The organism is Hyphomonas sp. L-53-1-40, from assembly GCF_000682775.1.
GTDB lineage: Bacteria > Pseudomonadota > Alphaproteobacteria > Caulobacterales > Hyphomonadaceae > Hyphomonas.
In genome coordinates this window covers 612188-625214 of sequence record NZ_AWFI01000012.1, presented here as the reverse complement: position 1 = coordinate 625214, position 13027 = coordinate 612188, and the positions used below count along the sequence as shown (strand labels likewise).

At 58.9% G+C, this 13027-nt stretch carries 14 protein-coding genes; 6 read left to right on the top strand and 8 right to left on the bottom strand.

Annotation, left to right across the window (positions count from 1 at the left end; genetic code table 11):
• Positions 1 to 82 precede the first annotated feature (82 nt).
• Genes L53_RS08880 through L53_RS08870 form a run of 3 tightly spaced genes read left to right on the top strand, consistent with a single transcriptional unit; the run spans position 83 to position 2736 of the window.
• Entirely contained in the window at positions 83 to 1243 is a 1161-nt protein-coding gene (locus L53_RS08880) for an acyl-CoA dehydrogenase family protein (protein ID WP_034814156.1), read from the top strand.
• 3 nt (positions 1244 to 1246) lie between these two features.
• Complete coding sequence (locus tag L53_RS08875; RefSeq protein ID WP_034814155.1) at positions 1247 to 2482, top strand: serine hydrolase; 1236 nt, start codon at positions 1247 to 1249, stop codon at positions 2480 to 2482.
• Positions 2479 to 2736 carry a DUF3253 domain-containing protein gene (locus L53_RS08870; protein ID WP_051607737.1) on the top strand — a complete coding sequence of 86 codons (258 nt, stop codon included), beginning with the start codon at positions 2479 to 2481 and terminating at the stop codon, positions 2734 to 2736. Before L53_RS08875 ends, L53_RS08870 begins: the two co-directional genes overlap by 4 nt.
• 5 nt (positions 2737 to 2741) lie before the next feature.
• Here the strand turns inward: L53_RS08870 and L53_RS08865 are convergent, their stop codons facing one another.
• The 3 genes from L53_RS08865 to L53_RS08855 all read right to left on the bottom strand — a co-directional run bounded on the left by L53_RS08865 (position 2742) and on the right by L53_RS08855 (position 4625).
• Positions 2742 to 3242, bottom strand: a complete 501-nt coding sequence (locus L53_RS08865; RefSeq protein WP_034814152.1) for a histidine phosphatase family protein — start codon at positions 3240 to 3242, stop codon at positions 2742 to 2744.
• The gene (locus L53_RS16380) at positions 3242 to 3736 is read right to left on the bottom strand and encodes a DUF3291 domain-containing protein (RefSeq protein WP_051607736.1); all 495 of its coding nucleotides are present in this window, start codon (positions 3734 to 3736) and stop codon (positions 3242 to 3244) included. The genes L53_RS08865 and L53_RS16380 overlap by 1 nt, the downstream gene beginning before the upstream one ends.
• Before the next feature lie 91 nt (positions 3737 to 3827).
• Complete coding sequence (locus L53_RS08855) at positions 3828 to 4625, bottom strand: enoyl-CoA hydratase/isomerase (RefSeq protein ID WP_034814150.1); 798 nt, start codon at positions 4623 to 4625, stop codon at positions 3828 to 3830.
• 148 nt (positions 4626 to 4773) lie between these two features.
• On the opposite strand from L53_RS08855, the gene L53_RS08850 reads away from it, so the two are divergent.
• Positions 4774 to 6210 (top strand): coniferyl aldehyde dehydrogenase, encoded by a 1437-nt coding sequence (locus L53_RS08850; RefSeq protein ID WP_034814148.1) that lies wholly within the window; start codon positions 4774 to 4776, stop codon positions 6208 to 6210.
• A gap of 70 nt (positions 6211 to 6280) precedes the next feature.
• On the opposite strand, the gene L53_RS08845 is transcribed toward L53_RS08850, so the two are convergent.
• From L53_RS08845 to L53_RS08835, 3 genes are all read right to left on the bottom strand, one after another.
• Positions 6281 to 7750 (bottom strand): DEAD/DEAH box helicase, encoded by a 1470-nt coding sequence (locus L53_RS08845; protein WP_369794165.1) that lies wholly within the window; start codon positions 7748 to 7750, stop codon positions 6281 to 6283.
• Positions 7751 to 7992: 242 nt separating this feature from the next.
• On the bottom strand, positions 7993 to 8655 hold the full coding sequence (locus L53_RS08840) for a zinc ribbon domain-containing protein (RefSeq protein WP_034814146.1): 663 nt from the start codon (positions 8653 to 8655) through the stop codon (positions 7993 to 7995).
• A gap of 43 nt (positions 8656 to 8698) precedes the next feature.
• Positions 8699 to 9307, bottom strand: a complete 609-nt coding sequence (locus tag L53_RS08835) for a superoxide dismutase (RefSeq protein ID WP_034814145.1) — start codon at positions 9305 to 9307, stop codon at positions 8699 to 8701.
• A 65-nt stretch (positions 9308 to 9372) separates the two neighbouring features.
• On the opposite strand from L53_RS08835, the gene L53_RS16375 reads away from it, so the two are divergent.
• Positions 9373 to 10020 carry a squalene/phytoene synthase family protein gene (locus tag L53_RS16375; RefSeq protein WP_198019768.1) on the top strand — a complete coding sequence of 216 codons (648 nt, stop codon included), beginning with the start codon at positions 9373 to 9375 and terminating at the stop codon, positions 10018 to 10020.
• A gap of 78 nt (positions 10021 to 10098) precedes the next feature.
• On the top strand, positions 10099 to 10839 hold the full coding sequence (locus tag L53_RS08825) for a MauE/DoxX family redox-associated membrane protein (protein ID WP_034814144.1): 741 nt from the start codon (positions 10099 to 10101) through the stop codon (positions 10837 to 10839).
• Between the two features lie 3 nt (positions 10840 to 10842).
• Here L53_RS08825 and L53_RS08820 read toward each other — a convergent pair whose 3' ends face one another.
• Both L53_RS08820 and trmFO read right to left on the bottom strand, forming a co-directional pair.
• Positions 10843 to 11598 (bottom strand): 7-carboxy-7-deazaguanine synthase QueE, encoded by a 756-nt coding sequence (locus tag L53_RS08820; protein ID WP_034814143.1) that lies wholly within the window; start codon positions 11596 to 11598, stop codon positions 10843 to 10845.
• Positions 11599 to 11600: 2 nt separating this feature from the next.
• Positions 11601 to 13004 carry a methylenetetrahydrofolate--tRNA-(uracil(54)-C(5))-methyltransferase (FADH(2)-oxidizing) TrmFO gene (gene trmFO / locus L53_RS08815; RefSeq protein WP_034814142.1) on the bottom strand — a complete coding sequence of 468 codons (1404 nt, stop codon included), beginning with the start codon at positions 13002 to 13004 and terminating at the stop codon, positions 11601 to 11603.
• Positions 13005 to 13027: the final 23 nt, after the last annotated feature.

Below are 13027 nucleotides of genomic sequence, written 5' to 3'. Positions count from 1 at the left end.
ACGATACCGCACAGTCACCCTTCGACAAGCGTGCCGTTGGGGCATAGATTACGCGGGAAAGAATATGTTCGGAGGAAATCGTATGGCATTCGATGCCGAAATCCGCGCGGCGCTGATCGAACAGGTCCGCCGCTTCGTGACCGAGAAGTGCGTTCCGATCGAGGCGCAAGTGGGCGACGAGGACGAAGTTCCGCAGGCTGTGGTCGATGAGATGAAGAATCTCGGCCTGTTCGGCATTGCGGTGCCGGAAGAGTATGGCGGCCTCGCGCTGGATATGGAGACCGAGGCGCTGGTGGCGTTTGAACTCGGCCAGACCTCTCCAGCCTTCCGCAGTGTGGCCGGCACGAATATCGGTATTGGGAGCCAGGCGCTCGTCCTGTTCGGGACCGACGCGCAGAAGGAAAAATGGCTGCCGGGCATCGCGTCAGGCGATCTGATTGCGAGCTTTGCGCTGACCGAGCCGGAAGCGGGCTCTGATGCGGGCAGCCTGACCACAAAGGCAATCCGTGACGGCGATCATTATGTGCTGAACGGCACCAAGCGCTACATCACCAATGCCAACAAGGCGGACCTGTTCACAGTCATGGCGCGGACCGATGTGGATACGCCGGGCCCAAAGGGCGTGTCAGCCTTTGTCGTGGAACGCGACACACCGGGCGTGTCGGTTGGTGTGCCGGAAAAGAAGATGGGCCAGCAGGGCGCGCACATTTGTGACGTGATCTTCGAAGATGCCCGCGTGCCAGCCGAGAACATCATCGGCAAGGAAGGCGAAGGCTTCAAGGTTGCGATGAGCGTGCTCGACAAGGGACGCCTGCACATCTCAGCCGTAGCGACGGGCGTGTCGAAACGCCTGATCCGCGAGATGGTGAATTATGCCCTCGAGCGGAAGCAATTCGGCACGGCCATCATGAACCACCAGATGATTCAAGCGATGATTGCCGACAGCCAGGCCGAAACTTATGCGGCCGAATGCATGATCATGGACGCCGCGCGGCGGCGCGATGCGGGCGAGGATGTCACCCTGCTCGCCTCATCCACGAAACTGTTCGCCACGGAGGCTTGCGGCCGGGTGGCTGATCGTGCGGTGCAAGTGTTTGGCGGCGCAGGCTACGTGTCTGACTATGGCATTGAGCGATTCTATCGCGATGTGCGTATCTTCCGCCTGTATGAAGGCACCAGCCAGATTCAGCAGATCATCATTGCACGCGAATTGGCCAAGGCGGCCAAAGCGGGGAGACTCTAAGCCATGTTCGAACACGATTTGACCGATCCACATGATGTGGGCCTGAATGCGGAACGGCTTGCAGCCATTCCGCAGTATTTCCAGCAGAACTATATCGACCGAGGCAAATTGCCATGCGTGGCGACCCTGGTGTCGCGCGGTGGCGAAGTGGCGCTGGAAGATTATTCCGGCACAACGCATCTTGGCGAAGGCGAGCCGATCGGGCCGCATACGATCTTCCGGATCTATTCCATGACCAAGCCGGTGACTTCTCTGGCAGCGATGATGCTGTTCGAGGAAGGCAAGTTGCGCTTGGACCATGAAGTTTCTCGCTTCATTCCGGAGTTCGCAGACGTCCAGGTTTTCGACGGCGGCAATCGCGAGGATTTTACGACCCGCGCGCCAGACCGCCCGATGACGATCCTGGATTTGTTCACGCATACATCGGGGATCACGTACGGCTTCCTGATGCAGGACGAGCCTGACGCGATCTATCGCAAGGAGAAGATCGGCGCGCCGACCGAGACCCTGCTCGAGATGAGCCAGCGGATCGCGAAGCTGCCGCTCGCCTTCTCGCCCGGCACACAATGGGGATATGGCCATTCCATCGATGTGCTCGGCGCGATTGTCGAAATCGTTGCTGGGCAACCTCTCGACGAGTTCTTCCGGGAACGTATCTTTGGTCCACTTGGCATGGATGATACCGACTTCTGGGTACCGGAGAACAAGATTGACCGGTTGATGGCCTGCTACAACAAGCATCCGTTGACTGGCGAGATCTCGATGTCCGATGCCGCCGGCAAGGAGTCGAAGCTCTATAGCAAGCGTCCGAAACTGCTGAATGCTGGCGGCGGTCTGGCCTCTACCGTGCGGGATTATCACCGTTTCTGCCTGATGCTGATGCGTGGCGGTACGCTGGACGGCGCCCGCATCATCAGCCCGAAGACGTGGGAGTTCATGCGCCAAAATCATCTTCCGGATGGCAAGACGATCAAGGAGATGGGCGACAAGACATTCTCCGAAGCGCGGATGGAAGGCAATGGTTTCGGGCTTGGGGGCTCTGTACTGACCGATCCGGTTGCCTCGACGCAGCCTTCCAGTCTGGGCAATTTCAGCTGGGGTGGTCTTGCGTCCACCTTTTTCTGGATTGACCCGGAAGAAGAGATGGTCGTCATCCAGGCGACACAGATGATCCCTTCAGGCACCTATCCGATCCGGCCCCAATTACAGCAACTCGTTTATGCGGCGGTCGACTGGTGAGCGAGGAGAAAGCGAACCCGGTCAAGCAGGCTATCCTGGACCTGACCGCAGAAGCTGGTCCAGGCAAGACGATCAGTGCTGAACAGGCGGCGCGCGCCGTGAGTGATGCGAATTTTCAACGTGTACTGAAAGATGTACGCGCTGAAGCCATTCGCCTGCACAAGGCGGGAACGGTGTTGATCTATCGGAAAGGCAAACCTGTCGAGGATCCGGATGTTTTCAAGGGCGTCTACCGGCTCGGCCTTCCAGCCTGATAGACCTAGTTTCCGTAGCGGCGGATTTCTGTCTGAAATCTGCGGCCCTTGGAGGTCAGCACGTAAAGGCGGTCATATTCTGTGGCCTCGACAATCGGCGCGCCGGGTTTGCCGCCGAGTGCTTTGACGAGTTCGGGCGTGGTGTTGGAATGACCCACAACGAGGATGTTTCCGGGCGTCGCACGGAGCATGTTCGCGAAGGTCTCCAGATTGCCGGCATCATAGGGCAGCACGGTGAGGCCGGTGGCCTTGGCAATTGGTAGGGCTGTCTGGCGCGTGCGGCGGGTATCAGTTGAGTAGATCGCGGTAAGGCCTGCCTGCTTCAATTCAGTAGCGAGAATATCAGCCCTGGCCCGACCGACGACCGTCAGGTCCGGATCGTCGCCAGCGGCTTTCTCTGCGTGGCGGACCAGATAGATGTGGCGGGCATCTGGTGCAGGCGATGAGGCGCACGCCGCCAATGTGATCGACGCCAAAAGCCCGAGTGCAAGTCTCCGCGACAACATCAGGCTGCCACCGGTTTGCTGATCAGGTGCTCAAGTGAAAACGCAGATTCTGTCGGGCCGTTCTGCCTCAGGGATTGTAGCCTCTCCCAGCCATCCTGCATCGAGAAGCGCTCACCACGCGGGGCCCACCAGAGAACGAAGCTCGCCCCGTCACTACGATCCAGACTGTCGGACAGACGGCGCATCCCGGGTGGGTGTGTGCGTCCATTGTAAGAGAACTCTTTCAGGGCTTCGATCGATGTCCAGCCAGCCATGGTGCACACATCCGGCGCAGCCATGTCGCGGGGATAAGGAAAGGCATCTTGCATGCCATACCAGTCACCATTTGGGCGCCGGATGCCGTGCGTATGCCAATGCATGCCGTCAAACGAGTCCGCGTCAGTGAAGATACGGGGCAAAATTGCCATGAATACCCGGACGAATTCATTCTCCATGTTGAACGCGCCTAATGGGCGCGCGCAATTGAAGTGAATCAATCGGTATTCCGTCGTCATTGAAATGTCCCCGTCCAATTTGGACAGGGATATGACAAAGCCGTTTCGCAATTGTTAAGGGAAAATAGACGGCTAAAAATAAACCTTCCGGCTATTTTCCTTTAAACTCTGCCGGGCGTTTCTTGAGGAATGCGGTGACACCTTCCTTGAAGTCGTCCGTGCGCCCCGCAGTGCGTTGAGCGATGCGCTCGTCATAGATGGCTTCATCGAAGTCAGATTCGCAGGCTTTCCAAATCAGTTCGCGTGCCAGAGACAGGGCGATGGTCGGGCCAGTTGCCAACTTCTCGGCCATTTCCAAAGCCGTGGGCATCAACTGGTCATCCTCGACGATCCGATTGACCATGCCCCATTCCAGCGCTTTTTCCGCAGGGAGCTTGTCGCCAAACAGAGCCATTTCCATTGCGCGCACGCGGCCGATTGTGCGGGCTAGAAGCCAGGTCGATCCGCCATCCGGTACGAGGCCGATGCGGCGGAAGGCTTGAAGGAAATAGGCGCTCTGGCCGCAGACCACGATATCGCCAGCAAGTGCAAGCGAACAGCCGACACCAGCAGCGGCACCATTCACGGCAGTAATGACCGGATGCGGATGTTCCCTGATCGCCTGCATCAGCGGATTGTAATGCGTTGTGAGGGCGCGCCCCGCATCTGGCTTGGATCCTTCATGGCTGAGTTGTACGCTGAGACCGCCGGGGCCGAGATTGGCGCCGGAACAGAAGCCGCGACCTGATCCGGTCAGAATGGTGCAGCGTGCCTCGTCCGCTGCCACTTCGAATGCGTGGAGCAATTCCTGTGCTGTATCGACGCCGCATGCATTCAGCGTGCTTGGATCATTGAAGCTGATGACGGCGATGTCGCCTTTCAGCTCATAGGAAATTTTTGTGTAGGCCATGTGTTCCGCTCCCGATGGACATTTTTTGCCACCCTATTGTGTCGTCTGGCCCGCGTGAACGCCTGACCCAACGGAAATGTTTTTTATTTTGTTCAGGGGTCAATGCGCGTTACACTCTGGTGAGGAAACGACCCAAAGGAAGAAACAAATGGCCCTAGATAGCGCTACCGGATCTGGCATGAGTTCGATACTGAGCCGTCAGAAAGCCGCGCATATTCGCGACGGCATTCCCTCCGCTTCGAAACGTATCGAATGGCTGGACAAGTCCATCGACCTTTTGGTGACGCATGGCGACGCGCTCGCCGAAGCCATGCGGGAAGATTTTGGCCATCGGTCTGTGGACCAGTCGAATTTGACCGATATTGCCGGGTCTATCGGCGCGCTCAAATTCTCGAAGAAACATGTCGCCAAATGGATGCGGGCTGAGAAGCGCAAGGTCGAATTTCCGCTTGGATTGCTCGGCTCACGCGCAGAGCTTCAGTTCCAGCCAAAGGGCGTGATCGGTGTGATCAGCCCATGGAACTTCCCGGTCAATCTGACCTTCGCCCCACTGGCGGGCGTGTTCGCTGCTGGCAACCGCGCGATGATCAAGCCATCGGAATTCACCGAGGCGACCTCAGAGCTGATGAAGCAGCTGATTGGTCAGTATTATGACGAAGAAGAAGTCGCGGTAGTCACGGGCGGCCCGGAAGTGGGCGCGGAGTTCTCCAAGCTCGCATTTGACCATATGGTCTTTACTGGCGCGACGTCGATTGCGCATCACGTCATGCGCGCGGCTGCGGACAATCTCGTGCCGCTGACGCTGGAGCTTGGCGGGAAAAGCCCGGTCATCCTCGGGCGGTCGGCCAATATGGAAAAAGCGGCCAGCCGCATCATGGCGGGCAAGACGTTGAACGCAGGTCAAATTTGCCTGGCACCCGACTATGCCTTCGTGCCGCAGGAGAAGACCGCAGAATTTGTGGGCGCGGCGACCAAAGCCATAGAGACGATGTATCCGTCGGGCCTGAAGGACAATGACGACTACACGTCAGTTGTTAACCAGCGCCATTATGACCGGATCATGAGCTATATCGAGGAAGCTCGCGAAAAAGGCGCGGAGGTTCACGAGCTCAATCCTGCGGGAGAGAACTTTTCCCAGCAGCCCCACCGCAAGATCCCGCCGCACATTATCGTCAATCCGGGCGATGATCTGAAAGTCATGCAGGACGAGATTTTCGGCCCGATCCTGCCCATCAAGTCTTATGGTGAAACAAAAGATGCGGTGGCATATGTAAACGCGCATGACCGGCCGCTTGGGCTTTACTATTTTGGTGAAGACTCGACCGAGAAGGACTATGTGCTGAACAACACGACGTCGGGGGGCGTAACCGTGAATGACGTCATCTTCCATGTCGCGCAGGAAGACCTGCCCTTTGGCGGCGTTGGTCCATCCGGTATGGGCAGCTATCACGGTCGGGACGGCTTCATGGAGTTCAGTCACAAGAAGTCAGTATACACGCAAACAGGCAGTGAGATGCTGGCCATGATGCGCCCGCCTTATGGCGACAAGTTCCGGGGTCAGGTGAAAGGCCGCATCAAGCGCTAGGCTCTGTTTCCGGAAACAAGAAAGCCCGCCGGCAATGCTGGCGGGCTTTTTCTTTTGCGGTCTGTTCGAACTAGCGTTTCAGGAATGCTGGAATGTCGCTGCCGAAGCCTTTGACCTTTTCAGGAGCCGGATCGAGGATAGGGTCGTCATCCTTGCGCTTGCGGTCCCGTTCGCGATCGCGTTTTGGCTTCGCCGCACGCTCGCGCTTTGGCTTCTCTTCCGGGCGATCATCGGTCTGGGCATCGGACTTCGGTTCAGTCTTTGCCTTGGGCTCTTCAGCCTTGGCTTTAGGCTTGGACTCGGCGGGAGTTGCCCCTTCCAGCTTGTCGGTGTTCTCGTCGCGCCGATGGCTGCGCGAGCGACCGCCGCGTGATTTGTCGTCACGACTGCCTGACCGGGAACGGCCGCGGCTGCGACTTTCATCCGGTGGCAGGTCTCCGAGTTCCTCAAGCAGGCCCTCGGGCATATAGTCCTCGACATCCTGCTGGATCATCTTGAGGACAAAGCCCCAGGATTTTTCGTCCGACGGTGACACAACCGTGAAGCTTTCGCCCGTACGCCCGGCGCGGCCGGTCCGCCCGATCCGGTGAACATAATCCTCGTCTTTGGGTGGCGGCGAATAGTTGAAGACATGTCCGACGTCCGGAATGTCTAGCCCGCGTGCGGCGACATCTGACGCAACGAGCAGCTTCAGGTCGCCGTCACGGAAACGCTGTAGCACTTGGGTGCGGAAGGCCTGCGGTAGGTCGCCATGGATGGCGGCGGCGTCGTGGCCATGCTTTTGCAACGAGGCCGCGACGATATCGACTTCGACCTTCCGGTTACAGAAGACGATGCCGTTCTTCACGTCGCGGGACTCGATCACGCGGCGCAGCGCCGTGCGCTTGGCCTTCGCGTCGTTTGTCGGAATGTGGACGACGTGCTGTGTGATCGTCTGGGCTGCGTCGGTCGGGCGGGCAACTTCGACCTTGACCGGGTCGCGTTGGAAGGTCTTCGCCAGTCTCTGAATATCGGTCGGGAAGGTTGCCGAGAACAGCAGAGTCTGCCGTTTCGCCGGAATTTTGGAGACAATCTTCTCGATGTCAGGAATGAAGCCCATGTCCAGCATGCGGTCAGCTTCGTCGATGATGAGGTAGTCGACGCCCATCAGCAGCAGCTTTCCGCGTTCGAACTGGTCCATCAGGCGGCCCGGTGTGGCGATCAGTACGTCAACGCCGCGCTGGAGCAGGCCTTCCTGTTCCTTGAAGCTGACACCGCCAATGAGCAGGGCCATGGTGAGTTTCAGGTGCTTGCCATATTTCTCGAAATTCTCGGCCACCTGCGCGGCCAGTTCGCGCGTCGGGCAGAGGATCAGGCAACGGGGCATGCGGGCCCTCGCCCGTCCGCGCGCAAGGCGATGGATCATCGGGAGCACGAAGGCCGCCGTCTTGCCGGTGCCGGTTTGCGCGATGCCTGTGACGTCGCCGCCGGCGAGGATATGGGGGATGGCTTCGGCTTGGATCGGCGTGGGCGTGGTATAGCCTGCCTCTTCCACAGCCATAAGTACGTTCGGCCCAAGGCCGAGGTCTGCAAATGTTACGTCAGTCAATGTTATGGTTCCTGGAATGGTTTCTGATTCAACCCGGCGGCCTTGGTGGCCGCAGTTTCCCGCGTTCAGTGCCTTAGTGCACTTTTGGCGGGCCGGGCGAATTCCATGCCCGGAGCGTCGTGTTGCGCTGCACATAAGCCAAATTGCGACCAAATGGAAGGGGGCGCGCCCAGCTTTCGCCCAAGAGCGTCAGGTCAGACGCGATAGCGCTGGACGTCATCGATCAGATTTTGCAGCACGCGCTTGGATCGGCCCCAATCAAATGCCTGTCCGGGCACGGTAATCGTGCCTTTCAGCAATGTACCTTCCTCACGGGATTCCAAAGTAATGATCATGTTGCCTTCCCAGGACCAGACAGAAGAGGCCATTTTGGAATTGATGATGCAGCCATCGCCTGCCTCTGAAATATCCACGATTGGCTGGCTGCGGCTGGCGAGCGAACAGACCACGGCAGCGAGCGTTTCGCCGAACGTGTTGCGAAAGCCTTGCGACAGTTCGCGGTCCATCTTGAGGCCGAGCTTGGCATAAAGCGGGATGGCGATGTCTTTCATCGCGGCCAGCGGGACCCCGCCCGCGCCAGCCGCCGCCATGACGGGCTCGGCATATTTGAAGAACTGTTCTGCGGTCATCCCTTGTGGTGTCGCTCCGGTGACTTGGACAACTCGTGCTCGAACATCGGGATGGTTGATGATCTCTCCCACATTCATCGAATTGCGCCAATCGACGCTGGGATCAACATTCTGTGCAGGGATGGATGCCGGTGAGGCGGAGTGCGCGCCGTGTGTAACAGCCGTTCCGCAATTGGCGCAGAAGCGGTGGCCATCTCCCAGCTTCTGTCCGCAATTTGTACAAAACATGGGCGGTCCCCTCGTCCATATGACGAGGAGACCATACCCTAAATCAGGCGCCCGCGTCAGCGAGATTCTGGTTTGCAAAATCCCAGTTCACGAGATTGTCCAGGAAAGCGCCCATATAGTTCGGGCGGCTGTTCTGGTAGTCGAGGTAATATGCATGCTCCCAGACATCCATGGTCAGGATCGGCGTCGCACCCTCGTCAGTGAGTGGGGTTTCTGCGTTGGGTGTCTTGGTGATGGACAGTTTGCCATCCTTGTAGACGAGCCATGCCCAGCCAGATCCGAACTGGCCACCGCCAGCGGCTTTGAAGGCTTTGACGAATTCGTCATACCCGCCAAGATCGCGGTCGATCAGGTCTGCGACCTTGCCATGAGGCTTGCCGCCACCGCCCGGCTTCATGGAGTGCCAGTAGAAGGTGTGGTTCCAGACCTGAGCCGAATTGTTGAACAGGCCAGCTTTGCCGCTGTCGGCTGCGGCTGTTTTGATGATGGTTTCCAGCGATGCGTTTTCGAGGTCGGTCCCTTCGATCAGGCCGTTGAGGTTGTTGACATAAGCGGCGTGGTGCTTGCCGTGGTGAAAGTTCAAGGTCTCCTCGGAGATGTGCGGCGCCAGGGCGTCGCGTCCGTATGGAAGATCAGGGAGGGAAAATGCCATTTTGGGCGTCCTTTCTTGCAGCAAAGTATCTGGTCTAATTACGCGTCTTCCCACATATGGGTTGCATGTCAAACCAGACCAGCCCTCTTTCCAAATCTCAATGGGCCGCGATCGACAAGCGGATTCTGCGCGCGGACGAAGACCGCTGGATTTCCAGCCGCTATGCAAAAGATGATCAACGGCACGCCCTGACGGCACTTTACGCACTCGCCTATGAGCTGGCACGGGTGCGCCTGGTGGTTACTGAAGAGGGCCTTGGCCTGATCCGGTTCCAATGGTGGCGGGATGCTATTTCCGAAATTGAGGCGGGCAAAGTGCGCGAACATGACGTCGCCCGGGCCCTGAAGGAAGAGATCGAGGCAGGGCGCTTGAAGGCACGCGCCTTACAGGACCTCATTGATGGCTACCAATCGGCATTCGAGGCGCAGGATCGCTCCCTTGAACCGGAGGGCTGGCTGGCGCTGACGGCAGCGCATGTGCTGACGCCTATGCATGGCTGGGCCGAGGAAATCCGGGACGTTGCGCCCTATTTTGCCGCCGCCCGCCGCTCTGACTCCAAGGCATACGGCCCGATCCTGCCGCCTGCGCCGAAGCCGATCCGGCCAGCCATCGCGCATTTTCGCCTGCGCAAACTCTACACCGAGGGCAAGACGCCGAACGCCATTCAGAAACGGCTCTGCGTGCTGCAGGCGATCCGCAGCGGCAAGGTCTGATCGGAACGCAACTCGTCACGCCGTGACACGTTGGTTTGTCATTCCCAGCCCTGTGCCCGCCCCGTAAAGGAGTGATCCATGTCCGCCAGCAAACCCATCGCCCGTCTCTACCGGATGAAAACACCGTCGCATGTCTGTCCGTTCGGACTGAAAAGCCGGGCGCTGCTGAAGCGAAAAGGGTATCCGGTCGAGGATCATCTCCTGACCAGCCGCGAGGAGACCGATGCCTTCAAGCGCGAACATGGTGTGAAGACAACGCCCCAGACCTTCATCGATGGAAAGCGGATCGGCGGCTATGACGCGCTGAAGGAATTCTTCGGCCAGCCTGCAAAGGACAAGGACAAGAAGACCTATACGCCGGTTGTCGCCATCTTTGTGTCGGCCGCCCTGATGGCACTAGCTGTCAGCTGGGCCGCTTATGGGAGCGTGCTGACCATCCGTGCAGCAGAATGGTTTATCGCGATCAGCATGTGCATCCTGGCCATCCAGAAATTGCGGGATCTTGAGAGCTTTTCGAACTCGTTTCTCGGCTACGATCTGCTGGCACGCAAATGGGTCAGGTATGCCTATATCTATCCGTTTGCGGAATTTCTGGCAGGCGTGCTGATGATTGCGGGCGCATTGATCTTCCTTGCAGCGCCGGTCGCCCTGTTCATCGGCACGATCGGTGCCGTATCGGTGTTCCGCGCCGTTTACATTGAAAAGCGGGACCTGAAATGCGCCTGTGTTGGTGGGGACAGCAATGTGCCGCTGGGCTTCGTCTCACTGACCGAAAACCTGATGATGATCGCAATGGCTGTGTGGATGCTGGCCAAGTAAGGCTCAGGTGCCGCGCGTATCGCCATACAGATGGATGTGCAGGCGGTCAGTGAAATTGTAGCCAGCTTCAAGACATGCTTCGGCAAGCCAGGTTTCTCGCGCGCGAAGTTCGGCTGGCGTCCGGCCTTCAGGCATCAACCATACGCGATGGGCGGGCATACCCGATTGCGCAACAAGGGCGTAAACTTCCGTGAGGTCTGAAGGGTTTGCCACGACAATCTTGAAGTTCGCGCGCGGGTCGCTCGCATAGAAGTCGAGCACTTCAGGCCTGAAACGGATTGAGGCCGAATTGCCGGAATGGGCAAGCTTCGGCGAGACATTGAACTGGTCGATCAACTCCGCCGCAAGGCCAATGGGCTTGATCGTGCCATTGGTTTCGATCTCAATATAGAAGGCCGGGTCAGCGGCCTTGAGGTTTTGGACCAGCTCGCCGAGGTCGCGCTGCTGCAACAGGGGCTCGCCGCCAGTGAAGATGATGCGACGACAGTTCTGGCCAAGCAGTCTCTCGGTCAGGGCATCCACGGATACATCGACGGTCTCTGCTGTGCGGTCGAATTTGTTCGGGGCGCCCGGCAGGTCGTCGCGATGGACAAACTCCGTCCCCTGAAAATTCCAAGTATAGGCCGTGTCGCACCAGACACAGTGGAGATTACATTGCGACAGGCGCACAAACACGCTCGGCTTACCAGCCGAGACGCCCTCACCCTGAAGCGAATGGAATATCTCGGGCACGCCGGGCTCTGTGACGGCGAGGCGCATGTTTACTCCGCCGGGACCAGGCTGGTGGCCGATAGCCAGGAATCAAAGTCTTCCAGCGCGCGTACGGCCTGCGCGCGCTTCTTGGCGCGGCCCTTGTCCTTGCCGCGCAGGCGCTTGCCGTCGGGCCCGTGTTTGGGGAAGTCGGTGATCTCAGGGAACAGGCCGAAATTCACGTTCATCGGTTGGAACGTCGCCTTGCCTTCAAGGTGTCCGCCTGTGATGTGACGAATCAGCGAGCCGAGTGCGGTCGTCTCGGGTGGCGGTGCCAACGGGCGGCCAAGGCGCTCTGCCGCGGCAAAGCGACCGGCCAGCAGCCCCATGCCCGCGCTTTCGACATAGCCTTCGACACCCGTCACCTGACCTGCGAAACGCAGACGTGGCAGGGTCCTCATACGGAGTTGCTCGTCGAGCAGTTTCGGCGAGTTCAGGAAGGTGTTGCGGTGGATGCCGCCAAGCCGTGCAAACTCTGCTTTTTCGAGGCCAGGGATCATCCGGAAGATATCGGTCTGCGCGCCATACTTAAGCTTGGTCTGGAAGCCGACCATGTTCCACAACGTGCCGTGGGCATTGTCCTGGCGTAGCTGGACGATGGCGTGCGCCTTGATGTCCGGCTGGTGTGGATTGGTCAGGCCGACTGGTTTCATCGGGCCGAATCGCAGCGTCTCGCGACCGCGCTCTGCCATGACTTCAATGGGCAGGCAGCCTTCAAAGTAAGGCGTGTTCTTTTCCCATTCCTTGAACTCGGTCTTCTCGCCCGAGATCAGTGCGTCGATGAAGGCATTGTACTGGTCTTCATCCAGCGGGCAGTTGATATACGCCGCCGTGTCACCGCCGGGGCCGGGCTTGTCATAGCGGCTCTGTCGCCAGGCCTTGGTCATGTCGACGGAGTCGAAATAGACGATGGGCGCGATGGCGTCGAAGAAAGCGAGGTCATCCTCGCCGGTATGCGCGTGGATCGCCTCTGCAAGCTTGAGCGAAGTGAGCGGCCCTGTGGCCACGATCACGCTGTCCCAGTCTTCGGGCGGGATACCGTCGATTTCCTCGCGGATGATGGTGACGTTCGGATGGGCTTCCAACTTGGCAGTGACGGCTTCTGCAAAACCTTCGCGGTCCACGGCCAGCGCGCTGCCGGCGGGCACTTGGTGCTCGGCTGCCGTATGCATGATCAGGCCATTCGCGCGGCGCATTTCCTCATGCAGCACACCGACGGCGTTCGAGACGTGATCGTCTGACCGGAACGAGTTGGAACAGACCAGTTCCGCCAGTTTGTCGGTCTGGTGGGCATCGGTGCCTTTGACGCCACGCATTTCGTGCAAGATGACGGGAACGCCTGCATTTGCGGCCTGCCAGGCGGCCTCCGACCCGGCCATGCCGCCGCCGATGATATGAATGGGTTTGATGCTCATGGGCCGGATGTGCGGGGCGACAG

Coding starts and splice junctions, on each gene's coding strand:
- L53_RS08845 (WP_369794165.1), bottom strand. CDS start 7,750: ATGGCTGTGGAAGAGGCAGGCTATACCACGCCCACGCCGATCCAAGCC.
- L53_RS08880 (WP_034814156.1), top strand. CDS start 83: ATGGCATTCGATGCCGAAATCCGCGCGGCGCTGATCGAACAGGTCCGC.
- L53_RS08865 (WP_034814152.1), bottom strand. CDS start 3,242: ATGTTGTCGCGGAGACTTGCACTCGGGCTTTTGGCGTCGATCACATTG.
- L53_RS16380 (WP_051607736.1), bottom strand. CDS start 3,736: ATGACGACGGAATACCGATTGATTCACTTCAATTGCGCGCGCCCATTA.
- trmFO (WP_034814142.1), bottom strand. CDS start 13,004: ATGAGCATCAAACCCATTCATATCATCGGCGGCGGCATGGCCGGGTCG.
- L53_RS08875 (WP_034814155.1), top strand. CDS start 1,247: ATGTTCGAACACGATTTGACCGATCCACATGATGTGGGCCTGAATGCG.
- L53_RS08825 (WP_034814144.1), top strand. CDS start 10,099: ATGTCCGCCAGCAAACCCATCGCCCGTCTCTACCGGATGAAAACACCG.
- L53_RS08820 (WP_034814143.1), bottom strand. CDS start 11,598: ATGCGCCTCGCCGTCACAGAGCCCGGCGTGCCCGAGATATTCCATTCG.
- L53_RS08835 (WP_034814145.1), bottom strand. CDS start 9,307: ATGGCATTTTCCCTCCCTGATCTTCCATACGGACGCGACGCCCTGGCG.
- L53_RS08850 (WP_034814148.1), top strand. CDS start 4,774: ATGGCCCTAGATAGCGCTACCGGATCTGGCATGAGTTCGATACTGAGC.
- L53_RS08840 (WP_034814146.1), bottom strand. CDS start 8,655: ATGTTTTGTACAAATTGCGGACAGAAGCTGGGAGATGGCCACCGCTTC.
- L53_RS08855 (WP_034814150.1), bottom strand. CDS start 4,625: ATGGCCTACACAAAAATTTCCTATGAGCTGAAAGGCGACATCGCCGTC.
- L53_RS16375 (WP_198019768.1), top strand. CDS start 9,373: ATGTCAAACCAGACCAGCCCTCTTTCCAAATCTCAATGGGCCGCGATC.